The sequence below is a fragment of the Bradyrhizobium sp. USDA 3650 genome, assembly GCF_054057395.1.
In genome coordinates this window covers 142,534-168,363 of the sequence record NZ_JBSRZG010000001.1, presented here as the reverse complement: position 1 = coordinate 168,363, position 25,830 = coordinate 142,534, and the positions used below count along the sequence as shown (strand labels likewise).

25 protein-coding genes and 2 pseudogenes are annotated in these 25,830 nt (G+C 63.6%); 11 read left to right on the top strand and 16 right to left on the bottom strand.

The annotated features are described in order from the left end of the window. The first annotated feature begins 17 nt into the window (after positions 1-17). Both ACVIN2_RS00830 and ACVIN2_RS00825 read left to right on the top strand, forming a co-directional pair. Positions 18-1,520, top strand: a complete 1,503-nt coding sequence (locus ACVIN2_RS00830) for a sugar ABC transporter ATP-binding protein (protein WP_456764117.1) — start codon at positions 18-20, stop codon at positions 1,518-1,520. Positions 1,521-1,532: 12 nt separating this feature from the next. Beyond that, positions 1,533-2,561 (top strand): ABC transporter permease, encoded by a 1,029-nt coding sequence (locus ACVIN2_RS00825; protein ID WP_456764116.1) that lies wholly within the window; start codon positions 1,533-1,535, stop codon positions 2,559-2,561. 327 nt (positions 2,562-2,888) lie between these two features. Here ACVIN2_RS00825 and ACVIN2_RS00820 read toward each other — a convergent pair whose 3' ends face one another. Both ACVIN2_RS00820 and ACVIN2_RS00815 read right to left on the bottom strand, forming a co-directional pair. After that, positions 2,889-3,593, bottom strand: coding sequence for an L-2-amino-thiazoline-4-carboxylic acid hydrolase (locus ACVIN2_RS00820; protein ID WP_456764115.1), 705 nt, complete (start codon positions 3,591-3,593; stop codon positions 2,889-2,891). A 43-nt stretch (positions 3,594-3,636) separates the two neighbouring features. Further along, entirely contained in the window at positions 3,637-4,029 is a 393-nt protein-coding gene (locus ACVIN2_RS00815; protein ID WP_456764114.1) for a RidA family protein, read from the bottom strand. Between the two features lie 129 nt (positions 4,030-4,158). Between ACVIN2_RS00815 and ACVIN2_RS00810 the strand changes: the two genes are divergently transcribed. The 6 genes and pseudogenes from ACVIN2_RS00810 to ACVIN2_RS00785 all read left to right on the top strand — a co-directional run. Then, positions 4,159-4,785 carry a LysR family transcriptional regulator gene (locus ACVIN2_RS00810; protein ID WP_456764113.1) on the top strand — a complete coding sequence of 209 codons (627 nt, stop codon included), beginning with the start codon at positions 4,159-4,161 and terminating at the stop codon, positions 4,783-4,785. Between the two features lie 195 nt (positions 4,786-4,980). After that, complete coding sequence (locus tag ACVIN2_RS00805; protein ID WP_456764112.1) at positions 4,981-5,772, top strand: helix-turn-helix domain-containing protein; 792 nt, start codon at positions 4,981-4,983, stop codon at positions 5,770-5,772. After that, on the top strand, positions 5,747-7,282 hold the full coding sequence (locus ACVIN2_RS00800; protein WP_456764111.1) for a GNAT family N-acetyltransferase: 1,536 nt from the start codon (positions 5,747-5,749) through the stop codon (positions 7,280-7,282). Before ACVIN2_RS00805 ends, ACVIN2_RS00800 begins: the two co-directional genes overlap by 26 nt. Then, positions 7,279-7,842 carry an ATP-binding protein gene (locus ACVIN2_RS00795; protein ID WP_456764110.1) on the top strand — a complete coding sequence of 188 codons (564 nt, stop codon included), beginning with the start codon at positions 7,279-7,281 and terminating at the stop codon, positions 7,840-7,842. Before ACVIN2_RS00800 ends, ACVIN2_RS00795 begins: the two co-directional genes overlap by 4 nt. A gap of 12 nt (positions 7,843-7,854) precedes the next feature. Next, the gene (locus ACVIN2_RS00790; protein WP_456764109.1) at positions 7,855-8,310 is read left to right on the top strand and encodes an HNH endonuclease; all 456 of its coding nucleotides are present in this window, start codon (positions 7,855-7,857) and stop codon (positions 8,308-8,310) included. Continuing rightward, a pseudogene (locus tag ACVIN2_RS00785) lies at positions 8,265-8,510 on the top strand (LysR family transcriptional regulator); the annotation flags it as partial. The gene ACVIN2_RS00790 and the pseudogene ACVIN2_RS00785, both read left to right, overlap by 46 nt. Before the next feature lie 118 nt (positions 8,511-8,628). On the opposite strand, the gene ACVIN2_RS00780 reads toward ACVIN2_RS00785, so the two are convergent. Beyond that, positions 8,629-9,588, bottom strand: coding sequence for a LysR family transcriptional regulator (locus tag ACVIN2_RS00780; protein ID WP_456764108.1), 960 nt, complete (start codon positions 9,586-9,588; stop codon positions 8,629-8,631). A 105-nt stretch (positions 9,589-9,693) separates the two neighbouring features. Here ACVIN2_RS00780 and ACVIN2_RS00775 point away from each other — a divergent pair. The 3 genes and pseudogenes from ACVIN2_RS00775 to ACVIN2_RS00765 all read left to right on the top strand — a co-directional run. Continuing rightward, positions 9,694-10,638, top strand: a pseudogene (locus ACVIN2_RS00775) (alpha/beta fold hydrolase); the annotation flags it as partial. 466 nt (positions 10,639-11,104) lie between these two features. Continuing rightward, positions 11,105-11,716 (top strand): hydrolase, encoded by a 612-nt coding sequence (locus tag ACVIN2_RS00770; protein WP_456764107.1) that lies wholly within the window; start codon positions 11,105-11,107, stop codon positions 11,714-11,716. Between the two features lie 2 nt (positions 11,717-11,718). Beyond that, positions 11,719-12,345, top strand: a complete 627-nt coding sequence (locus tag ACVIN2_RS00765; protein WP_456764106.1) for an alpha/beta hydrolase — start codon at positions 11,719-11,721, stop codon at positions 12,343-12,345. A 97-nt stretch (positions 12,346-12,442) separates the two neighbouring features. Here ACVIN2_RS00765 and ACVIN2_RS00760 read toward each other — a convergent pair whose 3' ends face one another. The 13 genes from ACVIN2_RS00760 to ACVIN2_RS00700 form a co-directional block, all read right to left on the bottom strand. Next, on the bottom strand, positions 12,443-13,495 hold the full coding sequence (locus ACVIN2_RS00760; protein WP_456764105.1) for an ABC transporter ATP-binding protein: 1,053 nt from the start codon (positions 13,493-13,495) through the stop codon (positions 12,443-12,445). Further along, on the bottom strand, positions 13,488-14,468 hold the full coding sequence (locus ACVIN2_RS00755) for an ABC transporter ATP-binding protein (RefSeq protein WP_456764104.1): 981 nt from the start codon (positions 14,466-14,468) through the stop codon (positions 13,488-13,490). Before ACVIN2_RS00755 ends, ACVIN2_RS00760 begins: the two co-directional genes overlap by 8 nt. Next, entirely contained in the window at positions 14,465-15,286 is an 822-nt protein-coding gene (locus tag ACVIN2_RS00750) for an ABC transporter permease (protein ID WP_027518234.1), read from the bottom strand. Before ACVIN2_RS00750 ends, ACVIN2_RS00755 begins: the two co-directional genes overlap by 4 nt. Further along, positions 15,283-16,206: an ABC transporter permease gene (locus ACVIN2_RS00745; RefSeq protein WP_085384783.1), complete on the bottom strand. Its 924-nt coding sequence runs from the start codon at positions 16,204-16,206 to the stop codon at positions 15,283-15,285. Before ACVIN2_RS00745 ends, ACVIN2_RS00750 begins: the two co-directional genes overlap by 4 nt. 60 nt (positions 16,207-16,266) lie before the next feature. Then, complete coding sequence (locus tag ACVIN2_RS00740; RefSeq protein WP_456764103.1) at positions 16,267-17,856, bottom strand: ABC transporter substrate-binding protein; 1,590 nt, start codon at positions 17,854-17,856, stop codon at positions 16,267-16,269. A 133-nt stretch (positions 17,857-17,989) separates the two neighbouring features. Further along, entirely contained in the window at positions 17,990-19,273 is a 1,284-nt protein-coding gene (gene mtnK, locus ACVIN2_RS00735) for an S-methyl-5-thioribose kinase (protein WP_456764102.1), read from the bottom strand. Between the two features lie 31 nt (positions 19,274-19,304). After that, a complete protein-coding gene (locus tag ACVIN2_RS00730; protein WP_007603574.1) occupies positions 19,305-19,652 on the bottom strand; it encodes a hypothetical protein in 348 nt (115 codons plus the stop codon). A gap of 29 nt (positions 19,653-19,681) precedes the next feature. Next, complete coding sequence (locus ACVIN2_RS00725) at positions 19,682-19,957, bottom strand: DUF1467 family protein (RefSeq protein WP_027518239.1); 276 nt, start codon at positions 19,955-19,957, stop codon at positions 19,682-19,684. Positions 19,958-19,966: 9 nt separating this feature from the next. Continuing rightward, entirely contained in the window at positions 19,967-20,371 is a 405-nt protein-coding gene (mce, locus tag ACVIN2_RS00720; protein ID WP_007603572.1) for a methylmalonyl-CoA epimerase, read from the bottom strand. Positions 20,372-20,384: 13 nt separating this feature from the next. Further along, positions 20,385-22,055 carry a ribonuclease J gene (locus ACVIN2_RS00715; protein WP_456764101.1) on the bottom strand — a complete coding sequence of 557 codons (1,671 nt, stop codon included), beginning with the start codon at positions 22,053-22,055 and terminating at the stop codon, positions 20,385-20,387. Continuing rightward, positions 22,055-22,861, bottom strand: a complete 807-nt coding sequence (locus tag ACVIN2_RS00710; RefSeq protein WP_456764100.1) for a biotin--[acetyl-CoA-carboxylase] ligase — start codon at positions 22,859-22,861, stop codon at positions 22,055-22,057. The genes ACVIN2_RS00715 and ACVIN2_RS00710 overlap by 1 nt, the downstream gene beginning before the upstream one ends. Before the next feature lies 1 nt (position 22,862). Next, positions 22,863-24,299 carry an NADH-quinone oxidoreductase subunit NuoN gene (nuoN, locus tag ACVIN2_RS00705; RefSeq protein ID WP_007603562.1) on the bottom strand — a complete coding sequence of 479 codons (1,437 nt, stop codon included), beginning with the start codon at positions 24,297-24,299 and terminating at the stop codon, positions 22,863-22,865. A 22-nt stretch (positions 24,300-24,321) separates the two neighbouring features. Beyond that, a complete protein-coding gene (locus ACVIN2_RS00700; protein WP_456764099.1) occupies positions 24,322-25,830 on the bottom strand; it encodes an NADH-quinone oxidoreductase subunit M in 1,509 nt (502 codons plus the stop codon).

Sequence of the window (25,830 nt, the reverse complement as noted above, 5' to 3'; positions counted from 1 at the left end):
CCAAGATCTGAAATTCCATGCGAGAGGATCGTTCGCCCATCCTGGAACTGCAGGGCATCACGAAGAGCTTCGGCGGCGTCGAGGCGCTTCGTGGTGTCGACTTCGCGCTCTCACCCGGCGAGATCCATGGTCTCGTCGGCGAGAACGGCGCGGGAAAAAGCACGCTGATGAAGATCATCGCCGGCGTGCACACCGAATTCTCCGGCCGCTTCCTGATCGACGGACAGGAGACGCATTTCCGCTCGGCCCGCGATGCGCACAGTGCCGGCATCGCCATGGTGCACCAGGAGCTCTCGGTCGCGCCCGACCTCACGGTCGCGGAGAACGTGTTTTTGGGCAACCAGCCGACCAACCGGCTCGGCCTGGTGCAATGGCGGCGGATGGCGCGCGAGGCCGGCGAGCAGCTCGCCCGCTTCGGCATCGACGTCGATCCGATGAGCCGGCTCGGCGACCTCCCGATCGGGCTGCAGCAGCTGATCGAGATCGCGCGCGTGCTGTTCTCCGGCGCACGCATCGTCATCCTGGACGAGCCGACCTCCGCCCTCTCCCCACCCGAGGTCGAGCGACTATTCGCAACGCTGCGGCGGCTGCGCGAGGAAGGCACGGCGATCGTCTTCATCTCGCATTTCATCGAAGACATTCTTCGGGTGTCCGACACGGTGACCGTGTTCCGCAACGGACGGAAGGTCGCGGAGACGGCAAGTGCTGCGACCAGCAAGGGCGCGCTGATCGAGGCCATGATCGGCCGCGGCGGCGAAGCGCTCGAGCACAGCTATAGCGACGATCTGATGCTGCCGCGGCCGAGCGACAGCTCGGTGGTGCTGAAGGTCGACCAGCTTTCGCTGGCCCGCAGCCTGAAGGATATCTCCTTCGAGGCACGCGCCGGCGAAGTGCTGGGCATCTACGGCTTCATGGGCTGCGGCCAGCAGGAGCTGTCGCGCATCCTGTTCGGTAAGCTGAAGCCGGACGGCGGCACGCTCGCGGTCGAGGGCAAGCCAAAACACTTTGCCAGCACGGCTGCGGCGCGGCGCGCCGGCGTGGCGCTGGTGCCGGAGAGCCGGCGCGCGATGCTGTTTCACCAGGAGCCGGTCTACAAGAACATCTCGATCAGCATTCTCGATCGCATCTCGGCGCTGCTGCTCAAGCCGGCGCAGGAGCGCGATATCGCCCAGCGCCAGGTCGAGCAGCTCCAGATCAGGCCGCCCGTGGTCGGCCTCGATCTCGGCATGCTCTCCGGCGGCAATCAGCAGAAAGTCGCTCTGGCGAAATGGCTGACCTATCCGCCCAAACTCCTGGTGCTGTGCGAACCGACCCGCGGCATGGATGTCGGTGCCAAGAACGACGTCATCAACATCGTCCGCGATCTCCGCGCCAAGGGGCTCGCGATCATCGTGCTGTCGACCGAGCCGGAAACGGTGCTGTCGCTGGCCGACCGCATCCTCGTGCTCAAGCGCGGCGCATTGGTGCGTGAATTCACGAACGAGCCGGTCAGCAAGGACCGCCTGCTGGAAGCGGCGTGACGGAGAAGCACCATGGCGAGCAGTGAGACAGTTCCAGCGGCGAGTGTGCGGGCGCGGGGCCTTGCACCATTCCTGCGCTCGCAGATGCGCAACATCGCCCCGTTCCTGACGCTGATCTTCCTGTCCGGCTTCTTTGCGCTGGCCAGCCCCTCCTTCGCGACGCTGGACAATCTCGGCAACATCCTGACGCAGGTGTCGGTGACAGGGATCATCGCCGTCGGCCTCACCTTCGTGATCCTCTGCGCCGAGATCGACCTCTCGATTGCCAGCATCGCCAACGTCACCGGCATCGCGGTCGCCTACTTCACGCTCCAGGAATCCTACGTCAACATTCCCAACATTCCCCTGCCCGGCGCCGCGGCGATCCTGCTGGCCATTTTGCTGTGCGCGTTTCTCGGCCTCGTCAATGCGCTGGGGCTGACCGTGATCGGCATCCCCTCCTTCATCATGACCTTGGCGATGATGCAGATCGCGGCCGGAATCTCGGCGCTGCTGGTGCGCGGCCAGATCGCCTACAAGGTGCCCGGCGTGATCACCACGCTCGGCTCCGGATCGATCGGCGGCATCCCATGGATCGTCATCGTCGCCGCGATCATGCTGCTCGGCGGGCATCTGGTGCTGACCTACACGCGCTTCGGCCGCTACGTCTACATGGTCGGCGGCAACCGCGAGGCGGCCGAATATTCCGGCCTCAACGTCAAGCTCATCCTCGGCGCGGTGATGGTCATTTCGGCGGTGTGCTCCGGTATCGGCGGCATGCTCGGCGTCGCTCATTTCGGCAGCGCGCAGCAGAACGAGTTCGATACCTATCTGCTCGACTCCATTGCCGCCGTCGTGGTCGGCGGCACCAGCCTGTTCGGCGGTCGCGGCGGCATCGGCAACACCATCGTCGGGCTCTTCGTTCTCGGTGTTCTCAACAACGGCCTCGACCACGTCAACATCGACAGCTTCCTGAAGATCCTGATCCGCGGCCTGATCCTGCTGGCGGCGCTGGTGATCAACGTCTATGCGCAGCGGCTGAGGGAAAAGGCGGTGGAATAGCCGCCCCTCAAAACAAAAAGCGCGAAAACAACCCCATGCACAGTAGAGACTGTGAGGGAATTCAACGAGTTACAAAAACCCGAAATTGTGTAGCTGCGTCCGTGGCGGCGTTTGACTCGTCGGGCAAAACAGGAGCAGGATGTCATCGTGGCGATGTGCGCGGGTCGGCTCCGGACACCGCCCCGACCTCCGTCATTGTGAGCGCAGCGAAGCAATCCAGACTGCCACCGCGGAACGATTCTGGATTGCTTCGCTGCGCTCGCAATGACGACGTGACAGCAGGGGCAATCCAGCCTCACCCTCAATCGCAGAGCATGAGAACCCGGCCTAGCTCTCCGCCTTCTCATCCAACGCAAGCCGCGAGAACCGGAAATTGCAGTGGCTGGCACCGCCCGCGAGCGTCTGTGTCCTCTCCAGGCGGACGCCTCGCGCTGCGTAGGCGACGAAATCGAGCCCGCAGATGTTCGGCAGGATGTCTTTGTCGCCATGGCGCGCCGCGAGTTTGCAGAAGCCGCAAGCCTTGTAGTTGATGCCGAACTCAAAACTGTCACCCGTATCCGGCTCGACGAAATCGTAGACGAAATCTTCCGGAAACTCAGTCTGATGGCTTTCGGTCGTGCTTCTCGCCGCCTGCTCGCGTAGCACGGCCTGGTTCTCTGGCGACATGAATTGACGACCCGAGGCGAGACGTTCCGCTTCCGACACGGTGAGTAATTGGGCCTTGTAGGTTTCGCGCTCGATCTCGCCGATCACAGGCACCGGCACGCCGTGGCGCCGCAGCACGCGGCTGATGGCCATGAAGCCCATCAGGCGCATGAAGAAATCGCTCATGCGGCTCGCCGCGCCGCCGACATAGGGCATCTGGGTGAGCACGATTTCGAATTCGTCCATCACCTCCTGCCTGATCCCGTCGATCTCGGAAAGCTGCGCGCGATCGCGCAACATCGCTTCGGCCAAATCGAGCCGATCGCGCATGGCGGCCTCCATCGCACCGCGATGCGCTTCATAAAACGGGTGGATGATCTCAGCCATGGGACACCTGATATGATTGACGTCATTGAAAAGTCGGCCGATTTCACTCCGCGGCGATCGCCTCGATCTCCAGCAGCCATTGGCTGTCGACGGTCTCGACGATCACGACCGTCAGCGCGGGCTGGTGTTCGCCCAGAATCGCGCGACGAATGGAGCGGTTGGTCACGAGTTGATTGCGGTCGGTCAGGAACGTGGTGACCTTGACCAGATGTTCGACGCCGAGGCCGGCGGCGGCGAGCACCTCGATCAAATTGCGCCAGGCCTGCTCGCACTGCGTCTCGAAGCCGTCAGGAACGGTGCCGTCGGATCTCTGGGGCACCTGGCCGCTGATGAACAACAGGCGGCGATGCTGCGTCAGTTCAAGTCCCATGCAGTAGCCGCCGGCGGGAGCATGGACCGTTGCGGGATTGTGGCTGACGATGTGAGCTGGGGACATAGGGTTTCTCCGGATTGCAGGTTCGACCGTAGCCGGCGCCATCGCCGCTTCGCAAAGCATCATTGCTGCGGTTCAGCGCAAGAAAATCTATTGCAAGGCCACGGCCCGTCGGTGTCAAAGTGAAGTCCAATGACTTACGCCCTACCCCCACTCAACGCGCTCCGCGCTTTCGAGGCCGCCGCGCGGCATCTCAGCTTCAAACTGGCCGCACACGAGCTGCACGTGACGCCCGCCGCCGTGGGGCAGCAGGTGAAGGCACTGGAGGCGCGCCTCGGCGTGCAGCTGTTCGAGCGGCTGCACAAGCAGCTCATCCTCACCGTTGCCGGCCAGGCTTATCTGCCCGGCGTCTCCGAAGGCTTTCGCCACATTGCGGAGGCGACCTCGCAATTGAAGCCCGCAGGTGCGGTGCTGCTGCAATTGGGGGTCGATGGCAGCTTCGACCTCCGCCGCCTCGAACTGGCAGCGTTTCGCAGCACGCATGCGGAGATCGGCTTGCGGGTGCTACACCCGGCCGGCCTGCACGAATTGGTGGAGGGCAAGGTCGACCTGCTGATCGCCCGCAGTCTTGGCCACCATCCGGGCTATCGCTGCGACCGGATCGAAGAGGGATCGGGCTTGGGTGATTGGCTCGTTGCGCCTGAAGGCACCGCGGATTGCCCGGAGGTCGTCAGTTTTCGTGACTGGCTGCGCGCGCTGCCGGCCGAGAATTCGGTAGCTAATCGCCGCCCCCGTCTGGCGGGTGTCAGCAGAAGTTGAGGCGACCGTAACGGCAGCAAAACTTCGGTGCCCAAAGCTCCGGAAATAACAATCATCGAACAAGGCAATCTTCTACCTGCATCTGCATGACAACCTTCGCCCGAAGGTAGGCAGGTATCGCCCAGAGCGCAGAAGCAATATTCCTTGTAAGGAATATTCGACTCGCGTAAAAGTTGATCCCAACGAGGGAGTTTCATGCCAAAATTGAACAGAAAAGTCGTAAGTGCAGTTCGCATGAACGGGAGTGATCTTGGTCGAGTTGTTGGCAATTCGCTGCGAACATTGCGAACGTTTGCGGGACTGACGCAGAACGATCTGGCAGAACGATTGAAGGTCGGCCAAGCCGCGATATCAAAAATTGAGCATCGGGGTGATGTGCAGATTTCCTCGTTGCAGAAGTATGTTGAGGCTTTGGGCGCCACACTGCGGATTGAGGCAACCTTCGAAGCGGACGCGTGGCGAAGCCTGCGAACCGAGGGAGCATTTGACGTTGATCTCCACGATGAAGATCAGCTGGTTTTCCCCATATTCGGCGACGAGGTATTTCGTCCGACCCGAGATGTAGTGCTCAGCGTCCGGCCAGTTTATTCTGACAGGATTTTTGATGGCACGAAGACTATTGAGTTGCGGCGACGCTTCCCAACATCCGCACCGCGCGGGACGATTGCCTATATCTATTCGACATCCCCAGTACGAGCGATGGTGGGAAGCGCGGAAATTGATAACGTTGTGAAGGCGCCGGTCGGCGAAATCTGGAAGAAGTTTGGCAAGATGGCACAGATCAAACGGGCCGACTTTGACGGATACTTTGAAGGTGTCCAGGAAGGCTTCGCACTCAAGATTGCCAATGCACGGCCGTTTTCACGCCCGTTGAATCTCGCCGAGCTACGAGACCGGTTCGGCTTCGAACCGCCCCAGTCCTATTTGTACGCAACCCCCGTCCTGCGCACGGCGCTCCAAAATGAGTATTCAGACGTATCTGATTGATACTAACGTCATCATTGGCCTCGAAGATCATCACACCGTCCAGCCAGCCTTCGCCGCGCTCCTTAGCATTGCGTCAAAGCATAAGGTAGGTGTGCTCGGTCATGAGGCCTCGCGCGACGACATTCAGCGCGATAAGAACACCGATCGTCGCAAAATCTCGCTGAGCAAATTGGAAAAGTTCCAGCTGCTCAAGAAGGTGCGTGGCCTCGAAGTCGCAGAGTTGGAGCGGAAGTACGGACCGTTCCCGCGGCCAAATGATATTATCGACGCGACGCTCTTAGATGCGATTGAACGCGGCGCAGCCGATTTTCTCGTTACAGAGGACCGCGGCCTTCACGAGCGAGCCCGGCGCGCTGCACCGGAGCTGGGTCGGCGCGTTCTATTCGTCGCAGACGCCGTGGCGCTTTTGCGGACCACCTACGAACCGGTCGAAACGCCCGTACGTTACGTGGAGGAGGTCGCTGCAAACGAGATCAAGCTGACAGACGAGATTTTCGACAGCCTTCGCGAAGATTATCCGCCGTTCGATACGTGGTGGCGTGAAAAATGCGTGCGCGAACGGCGCCCATGTTGGGCCGTGTTCGATGATGGGCTTGCCGGCCTGATCGTTCGAAAGGAAGAATCGGCGTTAGACACGGACGCGACTATTAAGGCCGGCAAGATATTAAAGATTTGCACGTTCAAGGTTCGGCCGGAAAAGCGGGGCGTGAAGTTAGGCGAACTTCTGCTGAAAAAGGTGTTCTGGTTCGCTCAAGCTAACAACTACGATTTGGCCTATGTGACCACCTACTCCCAACAGGTCGCCCTGATAGATCTCCTAGAATACTACGGCTTCGTCAACACCAAAGCGAAAGACGATGGCGAGCTTGTGTACGAAAAGGAGTTCTCGCGCGCCCCGCTGTTGGCTACCCCGGGGGTGTCAGATTTCGAACGCGATAGGCTCAATTACCCACGTTTCATCGCCAGACCGGATACACGCGCCTTCGTGGTCCCGATCAAGGAAGGCTACCATGACACCCTCTATCCCGATTTGAAGAATCCCGCGCAGCCGGACTTGTTCGAATTGGTGGGTGTCACGGGCAGTCCTAAGCGGCCCGGTAATACAATTCGCAAGGTGTATCTCTGTCGAGCCCAGTCGAATCTCGGGCCGGCCGGCTCGCTTCTATTCTTCTACAAGGGCAAGTCAGTCAGCCCGCCATCCCAGGCGTTGACAGCCGTTGGCGTCTTCGAGGAAGTCTCAACGGCAGCGTCAACCAAGGAACTTATGCAATTGACGGGTGGGCGTTCTGTCTACAGCGAAATCGAGCTGAACGAGTGGCGCGCAACGGTAGAACGTCAAGTTAAGGTCATCAACTATCTGCTCGCGGGGTACATAGACCCGCCGATCGAGCTGACCGAGCTCCAGGATTTCGGAATAATCAAGGACCATCCGCCGCAGTCGATCTTCGAGTTGAGCCGAGCGCATCGCGATGCCCTACTGCCAAGGCTCAATCTGGGATTTACGCCATGATGCCTCCAGTGGTCGCCGTTGCGGGGCTTTCCGGCGTGGGTAAGTCGACGGTTCTGACGCGTTTGAAAGGCGTCGTTCCCATGCAAATTTTGCAGGCGAGCGCGCTGATCAAGCAAGCGCGAACGTCTACGGACGGCGCAAGTCTAACCCTCGATGCCCTACGAGCGGTCGATCTCGACGAAAACCAACAACTGTTGGTCCAAGGGTTTGCGCGGCAGGTCGATCAAACGGCGCCTCTTGTTGTGTTGGATTGTCATACGGTTATCGAGAGGCCGGGCGCACTGGTCTGCATCGATCCGCGCGTTTTCGGTCTAATGAACGTGAAGGCAATCGTGTTCCTCGAAGACAAGCCGGAAGAAATCGAGCGCCGCCGGAAGAGTGACATCACGCGGCAGCGGCCACTGACCGAGCATCTTGGGTTGGTGCAAATCGAAGCGATCCGACAAGCGTGCGCCATTGCGGCGACCCTGAGTATCCCATTGTTCGTTCATCGCCCGGCTGGGGATGACGGTCCGATCACGGAGCGCCTTCGTTCCTACCTAGCGCCGGGCAGCGCGTAGAGAGGCGCGACCATGCGCTGCTTGTTCTGCAAGAGGGACTCTAGCGCTTCCCGAAGCGTTGAGCACATCATTCCGGAATCGCTTGGAAATTTCACGCACGTACTCTCGCGCGGCGTGGTCTGTGATGCGTGCAACAACTACTTCGCGCGCGAGGTCGAAAAGCCGTTCCTGGATGTGTCTGGCATCGAGATCCTTCGCTTTCATCAAGGACTAGCGAGTAAGAAGGGACGTGTGCCACTTATCTCTGGAGCAGTGTTTCCGAACATCCCGGTTCAAGTGACTCGGATTTTTGATCCGAACTCGATGGTTATCAACGTACCTACCGAAGCTGTTTCAAGGTTCGCCGCGGTCCAGTCGGGAACGCTCATTCTGCCGTTGACGGGACCTTTGCCCGTGGGGCGTTTGGTTTCACGGTTTCTCGCGAAGGTGGCCTGCACGAATTGGTCGAGGGCAAGGTCGATCTGCTGATCGCCCGCAGTCTTGGCCACCATCCGGGCTATCGCTGCGACCGGGTCGATGAGGGATCAGGTCTGGGTGATTGGCTGATTGCGCCTGAGGGTACCGCGGATTGTCCCGAGATCGTCAGCTTCCGCGAATGGCTGCGTGCCCTGCCCGTCGGGAAGGCGCTCGCAAATCCCCGTCCTCGTCTGGTCGGCGTCAGACGATAGGCTCGACCGACAATCGATAGCCTCGCCGCGACGCCATTTCACACGTCGTTGGCGGATATCGATAGCACCAGACATCATAGGTTCTGGAGAGCCGAAACCGTCGACCGCCTCCGTCGCGTCAGGTGGAAACCGATTCCGTTCCACGCCTCGCGTGCCAACCAGATTTTCCATCAACACGACTGCCGCCCATGCACTCCACAAGATAGTCCACGAATACTCGGACGCGAGCAGGCATGTTCGGCCCGCCGACGAAGACGGCGTGGAAGATCTCCTTGTCACCAGGATTGAATGGTTCGAGAAGCGGGACCAGGCGCCCCTCCGCGATCGCGTCCCCGAGACTGAAATTGCCGACACGGGCGATGCCGACGCCGTCGAGCGCCAGCTGGCCCAGTGTCTCGCCACTGTTCGCCTCGATGGCGCCTCGCACCTTCAGGGCGAAGTCGACTCCGTCCCGGCGGAACGGCCAAACCGGCTCGGCCCGGCGAAAACTGAAATTCAGGCAATTGTGGTTGTAGAGGTCTTCCGGCGTTTCGGGCACGCCCCAGCGCGCCAGGTAGTCCGGCGAGGCGACGATGGTTCGGCCGTTCTCGCTGAGGCGCCGCGCCGTGAGCGCGCTGTCAGTCAGCGGACCGCCGCGAACCGCCACATCCGCCTGCCCCGCAGCGACGTCAACGATCCCGTCGCCAAGATTGATGTCGACCACGATGTTCGGATAGCGGCGCACGAACTCGCCAAGCAGAGGCACGATGCAAAGACGCCCGTGGGAGACCGCAGCGCTGACCCGGATGCGGCCGCGCGGCGAACCCTGGTCGGAGATCGCCTGCTCGGCTTCGTCGAGATCGGCGAGAATGCGGCGGGCCGCGCTGAGATAGGCGCGGCCTTCCGCGGTCGGCGTCAACGCGCGCGTCGTCCGCAACAGCAAGCGTACGCCGAGCCGCTGCTCGACCCGGTCCAGAGTGCGGCTCACGGCCGACGGCGTCAGTCCAAACGCGCGGCCCGCAGCCGAGAAGCTGCCGCCGTCGATGACCGCGCAGAACACTTCCAGTTCCCGGGCACGGTCCGCGGTATCTACTGCCACCTTTGCGCTCCAGTCAAAAATGCTTGGCCTAGGTAGTAGCTAATCCCAACGATCTTCCTCGTCTAGCTTTGCGTCTACGAAAAAGGCCAACACAGGAGATCGCCCATGAACGTCCCCGACCAGCTTCGCCGGTTTGCCCTCACCGGAGCCGCGCTCGCCATCCTGGCCGGCACCGCCGCCGCGTCAGCGGCCGACGGGCCCACGGATTTCCCGAATACCTTCCACACCGAAGAGGTCGCGACCAATGGCACGACCCTCCACGTCCGGGTCGGCGGGTCTGGACCGACGGTCGTGCTGCTGCATGGCTATGGCGAGACCGGAGACATGTGGGCGCCGCTCGCGACGAACCTTGCTCGCAATCACACGGTGATCGTGCCCGATCTGCGGGGCATGGGCCTTTCCGCCCGCGCCGAGGCCGGTTTCGAGAAGGTCAATCAGGCGGAAGACATCGTCGGCGTGATGAACACGCTGCAAGCGCCGCGCGCTGACATCGTGGCGCACGACATCGGCAACATGGTCGCGTTCGCTCTGGCCTCACGGCACGCCGGGCGGGTGACGAAGCTGGTGCTGATGGATGCGCCGGTGCCGGGCGTCGGGCCGTGGGAAGAAATCCTGAAGAACCCGTTGCTGTGGCACTTCCGGTTCGGCGGGCCGGATATGGAGCGCCTGGTGGCCGGCCGCGAGCGGATCTATCTCGACCGGTTCTGGAACGAGTTCTCGGCGAATCCGGCCAATTTCCCGGAGGCGTCCCGAGCCCACTACGCGCAGCTTTACGCCGCGCCGGGGCGCATGCACGCCGGCTTCCGCCAGTTCGCCGCCTTCGATCAGGACGCGATCGACAACCGCGCCTGGCTCTCGGCGCACGGCAAGCTGCTCATGCCGGTTCTCGCGATCGGGGGCGGTGCATCCTTCGGCCCGGCAATGGCGGCGGTGATGCAGGCCGGCGCGGTCGACGTGCAGGAGCGGGTCATCGGAGGCTCCGGGCACTGGCTGATGGAGGAGCAACCCGCGGCTACGTCGGCCGCGATCGAGGCCTTCCTCAACGGACGGGCCGTCGCCGCGGAGAACGGGCACCTGGGTCAGACCGCTCTGACGCTGGAGCAGACGCAGGCAATGCCGCAGTCCGGCGCAGGCGCCGGCACCTCCGGAGTTGCTGCTATCCGTACCGTGCTGCTCTCGGGCGACCCCGCCAAGGCCGGCCCGTATGTGCTCGAAGTTCACGTGCCGCCGAACACCGCGATCGCACCGCACACCCACCGCGACGACCGCTTCGCCACGGTGATCTCCGGCACCTGGTACTTCGGTTACGGCAGCAAGGTTTCCGACGCGCCGGTCAAGCCATTGACGGCAGGCGGCCTCTACACCGAGCCCGGCGGCGTTGCGCACTTCGCCTTCACACGGGCCGAGGGTGCGGTCGTCCGTCTGACCGGGATCGGCCCCAGCGACACGGCTTTCGTCCCTCCGCCCGCATCCCACTGACCTGCTCCAGAGCACTTCAAATCCAAAGGAAATTCCGATGACGTCGTTGCCCACCATCCGCGATCCCAAGACCGACCAGCTTTTGACCCCGCATAATGCGGCTTTGGTGATCATCGACTACCAACCAGTTCAGGTCAGCTCGATCCAATCGATGCCCAAGCGGACCCTCGTCGCCAACATTACCGCGGTGGCCAGGACCGCGAAGCTATTCGCCCTGCCGACGGTGATCGCTACCGTGAATGTCGCCACCGGTCGCAACCAACCCACCATCCACCAGATATCGGATGTTTTTCCGGATGTCGTGCCAATCGACCGGACCTCGATCAACGCGTGGGAGGACGCGGACTTCGTCGCCGCAGTCCGCAACACCGGCCGCAAGAAGCTGATCATGACGGCGCTCTGGACCGAGGTGTGCCTCGTGCACCCGGCGCTGGACGCGCTACAGGAGGGTTTCGAAGTCTATCCGGTGGTCGACGCGGTGGGTGGCACCTCCCGCGAGGCGCACGACGCCGGCCTGCTGCGCCTGGTCCAAGCCGGTGCCCAGCCCACCAGCTGGGTGCAGCTGATCTGCGAACTGCAGCGGGACTGGAACCGCGCGGCAACAGTGACCGGCTTTTCGGAGATCCTGTTCGCGGTCGAAGGCCACTGATCATGACCATGGAGATCGTCGACGCTGCGATGATCGAACGGACCAACGCATCGCAGAAGCCGCCGGTCATCTTCATCCATGGCCTGTGGTCGAAGCCCAGCTCGTGGGACCGATGGGCCGAAATGTTCGAGGCCGCCGGCTATGCTCCGTTGGCGCCCGGATGGCCGGCGGAGCTGGGCGGCGCCGCGGCACCGGAAACCATCGGCGAGGTCGCGGCGCATTTCGCCCGCATCGCCGGGGCGCTGGACCGCCGCCCGGCGCTGATCGGCCATTCGTTTGGCGGGCTGATCGCGCAGACCCTGGCCGGGCGCGGGCTTTCGGCTGCGACGGTGGCGATCGAACCGGCTCCGTTTCGCGGGGTGCTGGAGCTGCCCGTCTGGACCGAGGCTGCCGTCGACGTCGAGGCCGCCGGGCGTGGACCGCTGCTGACGATCTCCGGCGAGCGCGACCACACCGTGCCGCCATCGGTCACCCGCGCCGCCTACGAACGGCAGAAGCACAATAAGCACCCTGTTACTGAGTTCGTCCAACTTCCGCGACGCGACCGCTCGCTGCCCATAAACAGCGGCTGGCGGGAGGTGGCGCAGACGGCGCTGACATTCGTGAGACGCTTTCTATGCCTTCTATAGCGTTCAGTCGCTCGTGTTTGAGGGCAGCTCAACTGCCGCTTCTGGCCACGCAGCGGATGGCTCACCAACTTTTCCGCTTCGGTCGCCGCACGCCTTCCTAAAAATGTTCGCCCTCGGTCGACACCAACGCCGCCTGCCCCGCAATCTCATCCGCTCGCCAGCATCGCACCGCATGTCCGTCAGCACGTGTCTCCAGCCCCGGCCCGGGCTCGCGGCGACACACCGCCTCCGCATAACGGCAGCGCGGGCTGAACGCGCATCCGTTCGGCGGATTGAGCGGATTGGGAAGATCGCCGCCTGTCGTCGCCAGCGGTGCATGGCGCAAGGGATCGGGGATGGCAGCGATCAGGGCTTGGGTGTAGGGGTGCGCCGGCCGTTCGAAAATCTCGCGCCAGTGGCCGTTCTCGACGATGCGGCCAAGATACATCACGGCGACCTTGTCGCTCATGTGCTCGACGACGCCGAGATCGTGGCTGATCATGATGTAGGAGAGACCGAGGGTTTCCTTCAATTCCAGCAGCAGATTGATGATCTGAGCGCGGATCGAGACATCGAGCGCCGAGACCGGCTCGTCGCAGATGACGATTTTGGGATTGAGGATCAGGGCGCGGGCGATGCCGATGCGCTGGCGCTGGCCGCCGGAGAATTCATGCGGGTAGCGGTCTGCCTGCTCAGGCCGCAGGCCCACATGCCGCAGCATCTTCGCGACGCGGTCCTCGATCTCGCTCCTGGCCGTGACGCCATGCACCCGCAGGGGATCTTCCAGCGTGCGGCGAACGGTCTGGCGCGGATTGAGCGAGGCGTAGGGATCCTGAAACACGATCTGCACGATGCGGGCCAGCGCCTTCCGATCGCCGGATGGCCTGTTCGTCACGTCCTGTCCGTCCAGCACGATGCGGCCGCGCGTCGGCGTCACGAGTCCAAGGATCGACAATGCGACCGTCGACTTGCCGGAGCCGGACTCGCCGACGAGGCCGAGGCATTCGCCGCGCTTCAGGGTGAGATCGACGCCGTCGACGGCACGGAGCAGCCGACGGCCGCGCCCCAGCAGGCCGCCTCCGAGCGGAAAATGGACCGCGAGATCCCTGACGCTGAGAATGACATCGTCGTCCGGCCGCGTCTCACCCAACCTGTCTTGCGGCTCATGCATGGTGGTGACACCTGACCAGGCCGCCCGCCTCCAGCAAATCCGCTCCCGGCGCGGTGGTCCGGCAAATATCGGTCGCCTGCGCGCAACGTGGATTGAACCGGCAGCCGTCGGGGAAATTCGTGATGGCCGGGACCACACCCGCGATCTCCATCAGCCGGGTGCGGCCGAGCGCAGCGCGACTGCCGAGCCGCGGCAACGAGGCGACCAGGCCTCGCGTATAGGGGTGCGAGGGTGCCCGGAAAATATCGGCCGAGCCGCGCTCCTCGACGATGCGGCCGGCATACATCACGGCCACGCGGCGACAGACATTGGCGACCAGCCCGAGATCGTGGCTGATCATCAGGATTGCGGTTCCTCGCTCGGCGCACAGATTCCGCATCAGCTCGATGATTTCGGCTTGCACGGTCACGTCGAGTGCCGTGGTCGGCTCGTCGGCGATCAGGAGATCCGGACCGCAGGCGAGCGCGATGGCGATCATCACGCGCTGACGCATGCCGCCCGACAACTGGTGCGGGTAGTCCTTCACCCGCCGCTCCGGTGCGGGAACGCGGACGCTCGCCAGCGCCTCGACCGCCAGCCTGTCGGCCTCCCGCCAGCTCTTGCCCTTGTGCAGCACGAACATCTCGGCGATCTGCCGGCCCACCGGCGAGACCGGGTTCAGCGCCGTCATCGGCTCCTGGAAGATCATGGCGATGCGATTGCCGCGCAGCTCCCGTTGCCTGGCGGCTGAAAGGTGCTGGATCTCCCGCCCCTCAAACCGGATGACGCCGCCGCCGATCGACAAAGGCGGCCGCAACAGGCCGATCAAGGCGAGCGCCGTGATGCTCTTGCCGCAACCGGATTCGCCGACGAGGCCGAAGGTCTCGCCGCGATCGATGCGGAATGAAATGCCCTCGGCCGCCGCAACGCGCCGCGATCCATCGTCGAGATCGATGCGCAAATCCTCGACTTCGATCAGCGGCGCGCCGGTCATGTCCGCCGGCTCCGCGATTGCGGATCGAGAATGTCGCGCAGGCCGTCGCCGAGCAGATTGAGGCCGAGCACCGTCAGGAAGATCGCAAGCCCCGGAAACACCGAGAGCCACGGCGCCGTCGTGATCTGGTCGCGGGCGTCCGACAACATGCTGCCCCAGCTCGGAAACGGCGGGCGGACGCCGAGGCCGAGGAACGACAACGCAGCTTCCGACAGCACCGCGCTGCCCATGCCTAGCGTGCCGATGACGACGATCGGCCCCAGCATGTTCGGCAGCAGCTGGGTGATCATGATGCGCAGATCGCCGTAGCCGAGCACGGTCGCAGCCTGCACATAGCCCTGGCTCCTCAGCGACAGCGCCGAGGCCCGCGCGATCCGGCACGTGAAGGACCAGTTGGTCAAGCCGAGTGCGATCAGAAGGCTGGTCAGGCCGGGACCGAGTACCGCCATGATGGCCAGCGCGAAGATCAGCGAGGGAATCGCGAGCATGAGATTGGTCAGGCCGTTGACGACATCGTCCCACCAGCCGCCCCAATAGCCGGCGCTCAGGCCGAGCGCGACGCCGATGACGCTGTTGATGAGCTGCGAGACGATGCCGACCGTCAGCGAGACCCGCGCGCCATAGACGACGCGGGAATAGATGTCGCGGCCCTGGTCGTCGGTGCCGAACCACCAGGTCCAGCTCGGAGGCTCTTCCGCGTTGAGCAGATTGGCGTCCAGGACGGGATCGGTATGCGCCAGCCAGGGCGCGAGCAGGCCGACCAGGATCGCAAGCGCGAACAGTGCGCCACCGATGACGAGATTGGCGCGGAGCTTCATGCGTATCTGATCCTGGGATCGATCACGCCGTAGAGCACGTCGATCAGCAGATTGATGGCGAGGAAGGACAGCACCACGACGAGAATGGAGCCCTGGACGGCCGGAATGTCGCGCTGCAGGACACTGTCGACCAGCAGCGAGCCGATGCCCGGCCAGGAATACAGTTTCTCGACCACGACCGCCTGCCCCATCAGCGCGCCGAACTGCAGGCCGACGGTGGTGAGAATGATGACGAGCGCGTTGCGCATCACATGCCACTTCACGACCCGGGTCTCGCTCATGCCCTTGGAGCGCGCGGTGCGGACGAAATCGGCGGTCATGATCTCGAGCACGGCAGCGCGTGTCGTCCGCGCGAACAGCGCCATGGGCGAGACGCCGAGCGTCACGGCAGGCAGGATCAGATATTTCAGACCGCCATCGCCATAGCCGAAACTCGGCAGCCAGCCGAGCTTCAACGCAAACAGATACATCAGCACCAGTCCGAGCCAGAATTTGGCGATTGAAAGCCCTGACACCGCCACGACCATGGCCAGGGTGTCGACGATGCCCCCCGGCTTGAGCGCGGCGATGAAACCCAGGGGAACGCCGATCACGACGGAAAACGCCATGGCCGTGAAGATGAGCTGGAGCGTCGGCCATATCCGTTTGGCGATCATGAACGTCACAGGCTCGCGGGTCCGGAACGAGGTTCCGAAATCACCGGTTGCAAGCTTGGCGATGTAGGCGCCGAAACGGACATAGACGGGATCGTCGAGGCCGAGCTGCTTCTTCATGCGCAGCTCGACCTGCGGATCGGCATCATCGCTCATCGACGAGACGATGCTGCCGGGAACGACGCTGAACAGCACGAACACCAGAGCCACCACGGCGAGCACGGTCGGAATGGTCTGCAGCAGGCGGCGGAACAGGAACGAGAGCATCGGCACTTTTCCTCTCTCCCTCCGTCGTTCATGGCGACGGAGGGAGCGCGAGAGCGCGTATCACTTCGCGGGCGAGGTCTCATCGACCCAGAGGTCTTCGACGTTCTGATGGGTCAGCTCGGTCGCGTTCAGCTGTATCCCCTTGAGCCACGGCTGCACGGCCATCACCGCCTTGTTGTAGTTGAAGAACCAGACCGGCGCCTCTTCGTAAAGCAGCGCATTGGCCTTCTGCAGCAGCTGGGTACGCTTTGCAGCGTCATCTGACTGCCCGGCCTCGTCGATCAGCTTGTCGAACTCGGCATTCTTGAAGTTCATGTAATTGCAGGCTGATTGCGGCGTCGCCGAGTGGAAGCATTTGAGGGCGGCCTGCGGATCGGGTCCGGTCGCCTGCGAATAGACAAAGGCCTGGTAGTCGCCGCTGCGAACCACTTCCGCCAGCACCGCAGTCTCGACCTGCTTGACCTTTGCCTTGATGCCCACCCTGTCCAGCATGGGGATCACGGCCGAGACGATCGGCAGACCCCAGCTCTCGTTCTGGCTGGTGGTCCATTCGAATTCGAAGCCCGTGGGATAGCCGGCGTCAGCGAGCAGCTGCTTGGCCTTGGCGGGATCGAAGGCGTAGGGCTTCATCGCCTTGTCGTAGGCGGGAGAGGTCAGCGGCAGCCAGCTGGTCGCGCGATAGGCCTTGCCCTTGACCAGCTTGTTGATGATCAGGTCGGTATCGATCGCGTAGTTGATCGCCTGCCGGACCCGCTTGTCGGCGAACGGCTTGAACGCGGGATTCATCCCCATGTAGCGGGTGAAGACCTCGGCGACTTCGACGACGGTGCCCTTGAGGTCGGCGTCGTTCTGATAGGCGACATATTGCGCCGGTCCCAGCACGGAGGTGTCGATCTCCTTGTTGCGGAAGGCGACATCGCGTGCCGCGGCCTCGCCCATCACCGACACGATGATCTTGTCGGCGTAGGGCTTGCCGGGCTTGTAGAACCGGTCCCACCGCTCCAGGACGATGCGCGATCCCGGTACGTGCTCGACGAATTTGAAGGGCCCAAGACCGATCGGCTTCTGGAGGAAGCTCTCCTTGGCGGCTTCGTCGGCGGGATAGATCGACGTGATCGCGTTCCAGAAGTAGAAGCCAGGATCGACTTTCTCGGTCAGCTTCATCTCGATCGTGAAGTCGTCGATTTTTTTCAGGCCGGAGATCTCCTTGGCATGGCCCTTCTCGACCGCCGCCGCGCCCTCGATCACGCGGACATAGCGCGCGCCGGGATAAGCCTTGGTGCCGTCCATGATGCGGTTGTAGGTCCAGATGATATCGTCGGCCGTCATCTTGCGGCCGTTGTGGAAATAGGCGTCGTCGCGCAGCTTGAAGGTGTGGACGAGACCTCCGCCCGAGATCACATCTTCCTTGGCGAGTTCCAGAACCGGTTTGCCTTCGGCGGAATTCCAAATGTAGAGCGACCGGTGCAGGGCCTTGGCGTAGATCTCGTCCTGGGCGCGCTGCGTGGTAAGAATGTCCAGGCTGGTGAAACTCGAGCCATAAGGCGCGGTCATGCGGATGGTTCCGCCCTTGCGCGGTGTCTGGGCCTCGGCCGTGGCGGCCAGTGCCAGCCCCAGACCCGCGACGATCGCCACTATCCTGAACATCATGGTCCCTCCGACAACGCAAGCCGTGCTCTGGTCCGAGAGTTGATCATCCACGGCAGGTCGAACGCAAGCGCCTTGAAGGGGTTGACGTATGCGGGCGCCGCGCGCGGGTCCCGCCGATTTGCGAGGACGCCCGCTAGAACTCCGGCTGCCAGTCGCGTAATTTTCGCGCTGCAGAAGTAACGTCCGCAATGGTCGGAAACGCCCCCGTCTCCAGCATCATCGCGCGCGCCAGCCGCACCGCGCGTGCTTCGCTGATCGCGCGCCGGCGCGGATCCTCGATCAGCTCGAAGTCGATATTGTGGGCGAGACCGAAGATGCGGCGGATGGTTTTTGCCGCGGCGAAGCCGACCGTGTCTGCGAACAGCCCCTGCACGTAGGCCTGCCGCTCGGCCTCCAGCCGTGCCGCGCCTGTCTCGCCGGCGAAGAGTGAGGCGGGATAGGCATCGCCTGCGGCGCCAGCGCGCCAGAGCTCGAGGAACTTGCGGGCGAACGCGTTCCAGACCTGCTCGACCGTCTCCAGCACCCAGACTTCGAACGCACGCCGTTCGCCCGGCACGCGCTCATGGCCGGCGGAGGCAAAATAGGCCATCAGCAGGTTGGCCAGCACGGCGCCGACATCGAAACCCATTGGGCCGTAGAATGCGAATTCGGGGTCGATCACCCGCGTCTCGCTGTCCGTCACCATGATCGAGCCGGTGTGCAGGTCGCCGTGGAGCAGCGCCTCGGGGCTCGCCATGAACTTCAGCTTCAGCCGGGAGATCGCGACATGCAGATCCATGTCCTCGCGCAGCTCTGCGGCGAGCGCATCGAGATACGGCGCGGTCCAGCGGTTCTGCTCGGCGATGCGGTAGGGATCGGTGAAGATCAGATCCTCGGTGATCTTGCACAGCGCATGGTTGCCGGCGAAGGCGGCGATGCCTTGCTTCTTCTCCGCCGCCGACAGCGCGAGGTCGGAGGTGAAGAACAAGGTCCGCGCCATGAAGGTGGTGATGTCATCGACAAAGCGCGGATATTGCGAACCGGCAACCATCCCCTTGCGCATGATGATGTGGGGCTCGAGCAGCTCCATCACCGTCAGCGCCAGGGCCTCGTTGTGATGCAGCAGCGCCGGCACGAGGCCGGGCGCGAGCTCGGCCTGCCGCGACAAAGCGAGATATTCGAAATGAGCCCGGGACAGCGGCAGCGGCCAGCCCTCGCCGACCAGGCGGACATAGGGCAGCGCCTGCTTCACGGCGACGCCGCCACGGCCGCCCTTCACGATGAAAACGAGATTGAGATTGCCGTCGCCGACTTCGGTGATCGACCAGGAGGCCGGCTCGCCACCGAGGGTGGCAGCGATATCCGCAACGCCTGCGAGATAATCCCGCAAGTCAGCCTCATGCAGAATCCGATAATCCCCTGCCCGGTCTCCGCTCATAACGATCCCATCACATATAGGGGCCGGATCGTTACTCCCGCTCCAGGAAGCTCGAGCCGATCTCGGCCTTTCTTTTGATCGGATCGTAATCACAATAGACGCTGTCCGCCACCAGCGTGTAGCTGGCGCTGACGGTGTATTTGTCTGTTTTGACCGAGTTCAGGCCGATCACCGCGGTGCTCTTGCCCCCGTTCCACTTAAACGGCGTCGAGCTCTTGGCCTGCTCGCAGGCGATCACGGCCTCGTTGAAGACGTAGCCCTCGACGAACGCCTTCAGGGTGCGCACCTGCACGGCCATCTTCCACTCGAAATAGCCGATGGCACCGAGACCGGCGACGATCAGCACCAGAAGCGCGACGACGATCCTCTGAAAAGTCATTGGTCCCCCAACAAAGCCAACCAGGAATTCTAGAACGGCATGCCCATCAATTTCGACAGGCGTTCGATCGAGAGATAGCCGGCGTGATAGGCGACCATGGCGATCCCGTAGATGATCGCCGAGATGATCGTGGTCCAGATCAGCTTGCTCCTCATGCGCGTCAGGATCGGCGCGCCGGGGTCGCTGCCCGGCACTCCGACGCCGTCCTCGTGCTGGCTGCGCACGCCGAACGGCAGCGTCAGGAACAGCGCGACCCACCAGATGACGAAGTAGATCGCGATTGCGGTTGAGATCTGGATGGCCATGGCTTCGGCCTATGCCTGCTCGATTTCGACCAGCGCGCCGGAAAAATCCTTCGGGTGCAGGAACAGCACCGGCTTGCCGTGGGCGCCGATCTTGGGCACGCCGTCGCCGAGCACCCGCGCGCCCTCCTTCACCAGCGTGTCGCGCGAGGCGATGATGTCGACCACCTCGTAGCAGACGTGGTGGATGCCGCCGTCGGCGTTGCGGTCGAGGAACTTTGCGATCGGCGAGGCCTCGCCGAGCGGCTCGATGAACTCGATCTTGGTGTTGGGCAGCGTCGCGAACACGGTGGTGACGCCATGCTCGGGCAGCGCGACGGCCTCCGAGATCTGGGCCCCGAACGCGGCGCCATAGATTTTGGCGGCCTTGACGGCGTCCTTGGTCGCGATCGCGACATGGTTGAGCCGGCCCAGCATTGTGCTTCTCCCGTTACACTGTCAGGACGTGTACCAGACAGGGGGGCTTTTTGCCCCAATGTTCGTTGATCACGGAGCGGACAGCGCGTCGCACCGACTCCGCCAGCGCATCCGCGTCGCGACGGCGCGCCTTCGGCAGACCTTCGACGGTGGAGACCACGGCGTCGAACACGATATCGTCGAAGGGCTCGCCCGCTTTGTTCTTCTCGGGGATGCCGACCAGCTCGACCGCGGGATCGTCGGCAAGCTCGCCCTGCTCCGTCATGACTATGGCGACAAAGGCGCAGCCGGAGAACGCCATGCGGCGCCGCTCGACCACCGCGCGGGACTTGGAGTCCTCCAGAATCGTGCCGTCCTTGTAGAGACGGCCCGCTGGCACTTGCCCAATGATGCCGGGATCGCCGGGGCCGAGCTTGACGAGATCGCCGTTGCGGCAGACCAGCACGCGCGGCACGCCCGCGGCACGCGCGAGCTTGGCGTGCTCGTTCAGGTGCAGGGCTTCGCCATGGACGGGGATCAGGAGCTGCGGCCTGGTCCAGGCGATCATGTCGCGCAATTCGTCGCGGCGGGGATGACCGGAGACATGGACCAGCTGGTCGCGGTCGGTGATGACCTCCACGCCCTGTAACACCAGGCCATTGATGATCGCGCCGACCGCCTTCTCGTTGCCGGGAATGGTGCGCGAGGAGAAGATGACGCTGTCGCCGCGGTTGAGCGTGATCTCGGGATGGTCGTCATTGGCGATGCGCGCCAGCGCGGCACGCGGCTCGCCCTGGCTGCCGGTGCAGAGCGCCAGCACCTTGTCCTGCGGCAGATGACCGTAGACGTCGGGGGAGCGGAAGCTCTGCACGCCGTCGAGATAGCCGGTCTCGCGTGCGACCTGCACCACACGCTCCATGGCGCGGCCGACCACCACGACCTCACGGTCGGCGGCCTTCGCGGCGATGGCGACGGCCTTGAGGCGCGCGACGTTGGAGGCAAAGGTCGTGACCGCGACGCGGCCCTTGGCGGCCTTGACGAGCTCGGTGATGGATTTTGCAACCTCGGCTTCCGAGGGTGAGCGGCCGTCGCGCACGGCGTTGGTGGAATCGCCGATCAAGGCGAGCAGGCCCGCATCGCCGAGCTCGCGCAGCCGCTTTTCGTCGGTCGGGCGGCCGATGATCGGGGTCGGATCGATCTTCCAGTCGCCGGTGTGCAGCACCGTGCCGACCTCGGTATGAATCGCCAGCGCATGCGACTCCGGAATCGAATGCGCGACCGGGATGAACTCGACATTGAACGGACCGATATCGACGCGTCCGCCTGACGGCACCACCGTCACCGGGATCTTGGGCGCATTGCGCTCGGCGGCGCATTTGGCCTCGAACAGCGCGGCGCTGAACTGCGTCGCGTAGATCGGGCATTTCAGCTTCGGCCACAGGTCGATGATGGCGCCGAAATGGTCCTCATGGGCGTGGGTCAGCACCAGCCCCATCAGGTTTTTGCGTTCCTTCTCCAGGAAGCTGACGTCGGGCATGATCAGGTCGATGCCCGGCAGATGCTCCTCGTCGCCGAAGGAGACGCCGAGATCGATCGCGAGCCAGGCGCGCTGCTGGCGGTTGCCGAGGCCGTAGATCGACAAATTCATGCCGATCTCGCCGACGCCGCCGAGCGGTGCAAATACCAGTTCTTCAGGCTTCGCCATCACGCAGCTCCCACGGAGGCGGCCGTGCCGAAGAACACCTCGCCCGCGGCCACCGGCACGCGCCGGCCCTCCGCGGTGCGGACGATCAGGCAGCCGGTGTCGTCGATCGTGTCAAAAATGCCTTCCAGCGTCATCACTCCCGTGTGGATCGCGACCCGCTCTCCGAGGCCGGCGGCGCGCTCCAGCCACAATTTGCGAATTTCGGCAAAGCCGCGGCCATTGTCCCAGATACCGCGGAATTCCACCCAGGCGTCCGAGAGCGCCGAGAACAACTCCTCCGCGCTGATCTGGACGCCGAGCGCGGCCAATGACACCGCCGGTGTGGGCGTGCCCTCGGGCGCGGCGACGACATTGGTGCCGATGCCGACAACGATGGCAAGACGCTCGCCGATGGCTTCGGCCTCCAGGCCGATGCCGACCAGCTTCTTGCCGCCGGCCAGCACGTCGTTCGGCCATTTCAGGGCGTAGCGGGGACGGCCCTCGCCAAGGCGCAGTGCCGCCTCCAGGCTGACCTTCTCCAGGGCGGCCTCCTCGGCCAGCCCGGCCGCAAAGCCGATCGTCGCGGCGACGGAAGGGGCGACGTCGAGGACTTCGAGGACGCTGGCTGCAAGGTTACCCTTCGGTGCGATCCAGGCGCGCTGGCGGCGGCCACGGCCGGCGGTCTGCTCCGACGTCACGAACCACATCGGGCCGCGTTCGCCGCCCCTTGCGCGCTCGATCGCCTCGGTATTGGTCGAGCCGGTCCGTTCAAAAGCTGCGAGCTTGTAGCCCGCCGATGCCGCACGAGGACCGAGCGCGAATGCCATCCTAGAACAGCGACTTTGCCGCGGCGGAAGCGACGCTCACCACCGGGCCCGCGAACAACGCGAAGAGAATGTTGAACAGGCCCGCGACCGCCAGCACCGTCTTGACTTCGACGCGCACCGGATCGACCTGTCCGGCCGGCTCGTCGAAATACATCGTCTTGACGATGCTGAGATAATAGTAGGCGCCGACCACGCTGGTCAGCACGCCGATCACGGCGAGCGTGAACAAATTCGCCTTGATGGCGGCGACGAAGACGTACCATTTGGCGAAGAAGCCGGCGAGCGGCGGGATGCCGGCGAGCGAGAACAGCAGCATCGCGAACATGAAGGCGAGCAGCGGATTGGTCCGCGAGAGACCTGCGAAATCGCTGATCTGCTCGACCGGCTGACCGTTGCGCTTCATGGCCAGGATGATGGCGAACGAGCCCAGCGTCATCGCGACATAGATCACGATGTACATCAGCACGCCCTGCGCGCCCTCGACCGTACCCGCCGCGAGCCCGACCAGGGCAAAGCCCATATGGCCGATCGAGGAATAGGCCATCAGGCGCTTGATGTTGCTCTGCCCGATCGCGGCGAACGAACCCAGCGCCATCGAGGCGATCGACACGAACACCAGGATCTGCTGCCACTGCGAGACGATGCCCGGGAATGCGGTGAGCGTAACGCGGGTGAAGACCGCGAGCGCGGCCACCTTCGGGGCCGAGGCGAAGAAGGCTGTCACGGGCGTCGGTGCGCCCTCGTAGACGTCGGGCGTCCACATGTGGAACGGCACGGCCGAGACCTTGAAGCAGAGGCCGGCGAGCAGGAAAACGAGGCCAAACACCAGGCCGACATTCGAGATCGTCGCGGCCGCCGCGATGCCGGTGAAAGCGACCGTGCCGGTGAAGCCGTAGATCAGCGAGGAGCCGTAGAGCAGCATGCCCGAGGACAGCGCGCCGAGCACGAAGTACTTCAGGCCGGCTTCGGTCGACTTGGCGTTGTCGCGGTTGGAGGCCGCGACGACGTAGAGCGCCAGCGACATCAATTCGAGGCCGAGATAGAGCGAGATCAGGTCGCCGGCCGAGATCAGCACCATCATGCCGAGCGTCGAGAGCAGCACCAGGATCGCGTATTCAAAGATGCGGCGCGATGGATCCGACAGGAACTCGGTCGACAGCACCAGCGTCACCGCCGAGCCGATCAGGGCCAGGATCTTCATGAAGCGGGCAAAATCATCGACGATGAAGCTGCCGCCGAAGGTCACGTGCTTGCCCGCGGGCAGCATGTATTCGAGCACGCCGACCACGATCAGGAGCAGCACCGCAAGCGTCGTGACCGTCTTGGTGGTCTCCTGCCCGCGATAGGCGCCGAGCATCAGGAGTGCCATGGCCCCGACCGCGAGCACGAGCTCGGGCAGCACCGGCGCCAGTTGATAACCTGCAGTCTCAAAGCTCATGGCGATATCCTGACCTGCCCGCTCACTGGAGCAGTGCGGCGGCCTTCACGGCCGTCACAGCGGTGTTGTAATTGTTGACGAGTTGCTGGACCGAGGCCGCCGACATGTCGAGTACCGGCTTCGGATAGATGCCGAACAGGATCGTCAGCGCGATCAGCGGGAACAGCGTCAGGCCCTCCCGGAAGGTGAGATCCTTCATGCTCATCAGCGACGGCTTGACCAACGCCCCGAACACCACCTTGCGGTAGAGCCACAGCGCATAGCAAGCCGACAGGATCACGCCGAAGGTGGCGAAGAACGCGGTCGGGATCGAGACCTTGAAGGTACCGAGCAGCGTCATGAACTCGCCGACGAAGCCGGAGGTGCCGGGCAGACCGACATTGGCCATGGTGAACACCATGAAGGTCAGCGCGTAGAGCGGCATCCGGTTGACGAGGCCGCCATAGGCCGCGATCTCGCGAGTGTGCATGCGGTCGTAGACGATGCCGACGCAGAGGAACAGCGCGCCGGAGACGATCCCGTGCGAGATCATCTGGAACACGCCGCCGGCGACGCCCTGCATGGTACCGGCAAAGATGCCCATGGTGACGAAGCCCATATGCGCCACCGAGGAGTACGCGATCAGCTTCTTCATGTCCTCCTGCATCAGCGCCACCAGCGAGGTGTAGATGATGGCGATGGCCGAGAGCGTGAACATCAGCGGCGCGAAGTCATGCGAGGCGAGCGGGAACATCGGCAGCGAGAAACGCAGGAAGCCGTAGCCGCCCATCTTCAGCATGATCGCAGCCAGGACCACCGAGCCCGCCGTCGGCGCCTCGACATGGGCGTCGGGGAGCCAGGTGTGCACCGGCCACATCGGCATCTTCACCGCGAACGAGGCGAAGAAGGCGAGCCACGCCCAGGTCTGCAGCGAGCGCGGCACGGCGGTGTGCATCAGGGTCGGGATGTCGGTGGTGCCGCCGTTCCAGTACAGCGCCATGATGGCGAGCAGCATCAGGACCGAGCCGAGCAGCGTGTAGAGGAAGAACTTGAAGGACGCATAGACCCGGCGCGGACCGCCCCAGACGCCGATGATCAGGAACATCGGGATCAGGCCGCCTTCGAAGAACAGGTAGAACAGCACGAGATCGAGCGCCGAGAAGGTGCCGATCATCAGCGTTTCCAGGATCAGGAACGCCATCATATATTCGCGGACGCGGTTGGTGATCGCCTTCCAGCTCGCGATGATGCAGAACGGCATGATGGCGGTGGTCAGGATCACCAGCGGCAGCGAAATGCCGTCCACACCCATGTGATAGGTGATGCCGGTGGCGAGCCAGTTCGCCTTCTCGACGAACTGGAAGTCGGCGCTCGACGCATCGAACCGCATGACCAGGATCACCGACACCGCGAAGGTGATCAGCGTGGTCCACAGCGCGATCCAGCGCGAGTTGCGCCTGCTAGCCTCGTCATCGCCGCGGCTGAGATAGACGATCAGCGCGCCGACCAGCGGCAGGAACGTCGTGACGGATAGAATTGGCCAGGTCGTCAT

Bases quoted from the DNA above. Each gene is read 5' to 3' on its own strand.
- ACVIN2_RS00830 (WP_456764117.1), top strand. From the start codon at position 18: ATGCGAGAGGATCGTTCGCCCATCCTGGAACTGCAGGGCATCACGAAG.
- ACVIN2_RS00825 (WP_456764116.1), top strand. From the start codon at position 1,533: ATGGCGAGCAGTGAGACAGTTCCAGCGGCGAGTGTGCGGGCGCGGGGC.
- ACVIN2_RS00820 (WP_456764115.1), bottom strand. From the start codon at position 3,593: ATGGCTGAGATCATCCACCCGTTTTATGAAGCGCATCGCGGTGCGATG.
- ACVIN2_RS00815 (WP_456764114.1), bottom strand. From the start codon at position 4,029: ATGTCCCCAGCTCACATCGTCAGCCACAATCCCGCAACGGTCCATGCT.
- ACVIN2_RS00810 (WP_456764113.1), top strand. From the start codon at position 4,159: ATGACTTACGCCCTACCCCCACTCAACGCGCTCCGCGCTTTCGAGGCC.
- ACVIN2_RS00805 (WP_456764112.1), top strand. From the start codon at position 4,981: ATGCCAAAATTGAACAGAAAAGTCGTAAGTGCAGTTCGCATGAACGGG.
- ACVIN2_RS00800 (WP_456764111.1), top strand. From the start codon at position 5,747: ATGAGTATTCAGACGTATCTGATTGATACTAACGTCATCATTGGCCTC.
- ACVIN2_RS00795 (WP_456764110.1), top strand. From the start codon at position 7,279: ATGATGCCTCCAGTGGTCGCCGTTGCGGGGCTTTCCGGCGTGGGTAAG.
- ACVIN2_RS00790 (WP_456764109.1), top strand. From the start codon at position 7,855: ATGCGCTGCTTGTTCTGCAAGAGGGACTCTAGCGCTTCCCGAAGCGTT.
- ACVIN2_RS00770 (WP_456764107.1), top strand. From the start codon at position 11,105: ATGACGTCGTTGCCCACCATCCGCGATCCCAAGACCGACCAGCTTTTG.
- ACVIN2_RS00765 (WP_456764106.1), top strand. From the start codon at position 11,719: ATGACCATGGAGATCGTCGACGCTGCGATGATCGAACGGACCAACGCA.
- ACVIN2_RS00760 (WP_456764105.1), bottom strand. From the start codon at position 13,495: ATGCATGAGCCGCAAGACAGGTTGGGTGAGACGCGGCCGGACGACGAT.
- ACVIN2_RS00755 (WP_456764104.1), bottom strand. From the start codon at position 14,468: ATGACCGGCGCGCCGCTGATCGAAGTCGAGGATTTGCGCATCGATCTC.
- ACVIN2_RS00750 (WP_027518234.1), bottom strand. From the start codon at position 15,286: ATGAAGCTCCGCGCCAATCTCGTCATCGGTGGCGCACTGTTCGCGCTT.
- ACVIN2_RS00745 (WP_085384783.1), bottom strand. From the start codon at position 16,206: ATGCTCTCGTTCCTGTTCCGCCGCCTGCTGCAGACCATTCCGACCGTG.
- ACVIN2_RS00740 (WP_456764103.1), bottom strand. From the start codon at position 17,856: ATGATGTTCAGGATAGTGGCGATCGTCGCGGGTCTGGGGCTGGCACTG.
- mtnK (WP_456764102.1), bottom strand. From the start codon at position 19,273: ATGAGCGGAGACCGGGCAGGGGATTATCGGATTCTGCATGAGGCTGAC.
- ACVIN2_RS00730 (WP_007603574.1), bottom strand. From the start codon at position 19,652: ATGACTTTTCAGAGGATCGTCGTCGCGCTTCTGGTGCTGATCGTCGCC.
- ACVIN2_RS00725 (WP_027518239.1), bottom strand. From the start codon at position 19,957: ATGGCCATCCAGATCTCAACCGCAATCGCGATCTACTTCGTCATCTGG.
- mce (WP_007603572.1), bottom strand. From the start codon at position 20,371: ATGCTGGGCCGGCTCAACCATGTCGCGATCGCGACCAAGGACGCCGTC.
- ACVIN2_RS00715 (WP_456764101.1), bottom strand. From the start codon at position 22,055: ATGGCGAAGCCTGAAGAACTGGTATTTGCACCGCTCGGCGGCGTCGGC.
- ACVIN2_RS00710 (WP_456764100.1), bottom strand. From the start codon at position 22,861: ATGGCATTCGCGCTCGGTCCTCGTGCGGCATCGGCGGGCTACAAGCTC.
- nuoN (WP_007603562.1), bottom strand. From the start codon at position 24,299: ATGAGCTTTGAGACTGCAGGTTATCAACTGGCGCCGGTGCTGCCCGAG.
- ACVIN2_RS00700 (WP_456764099.1), bottom strand. From the start codon at position 25,830: ATGACGACCTGGCCAATTCTATCCGTCACGACGTTCCTGCCGCTGGTC.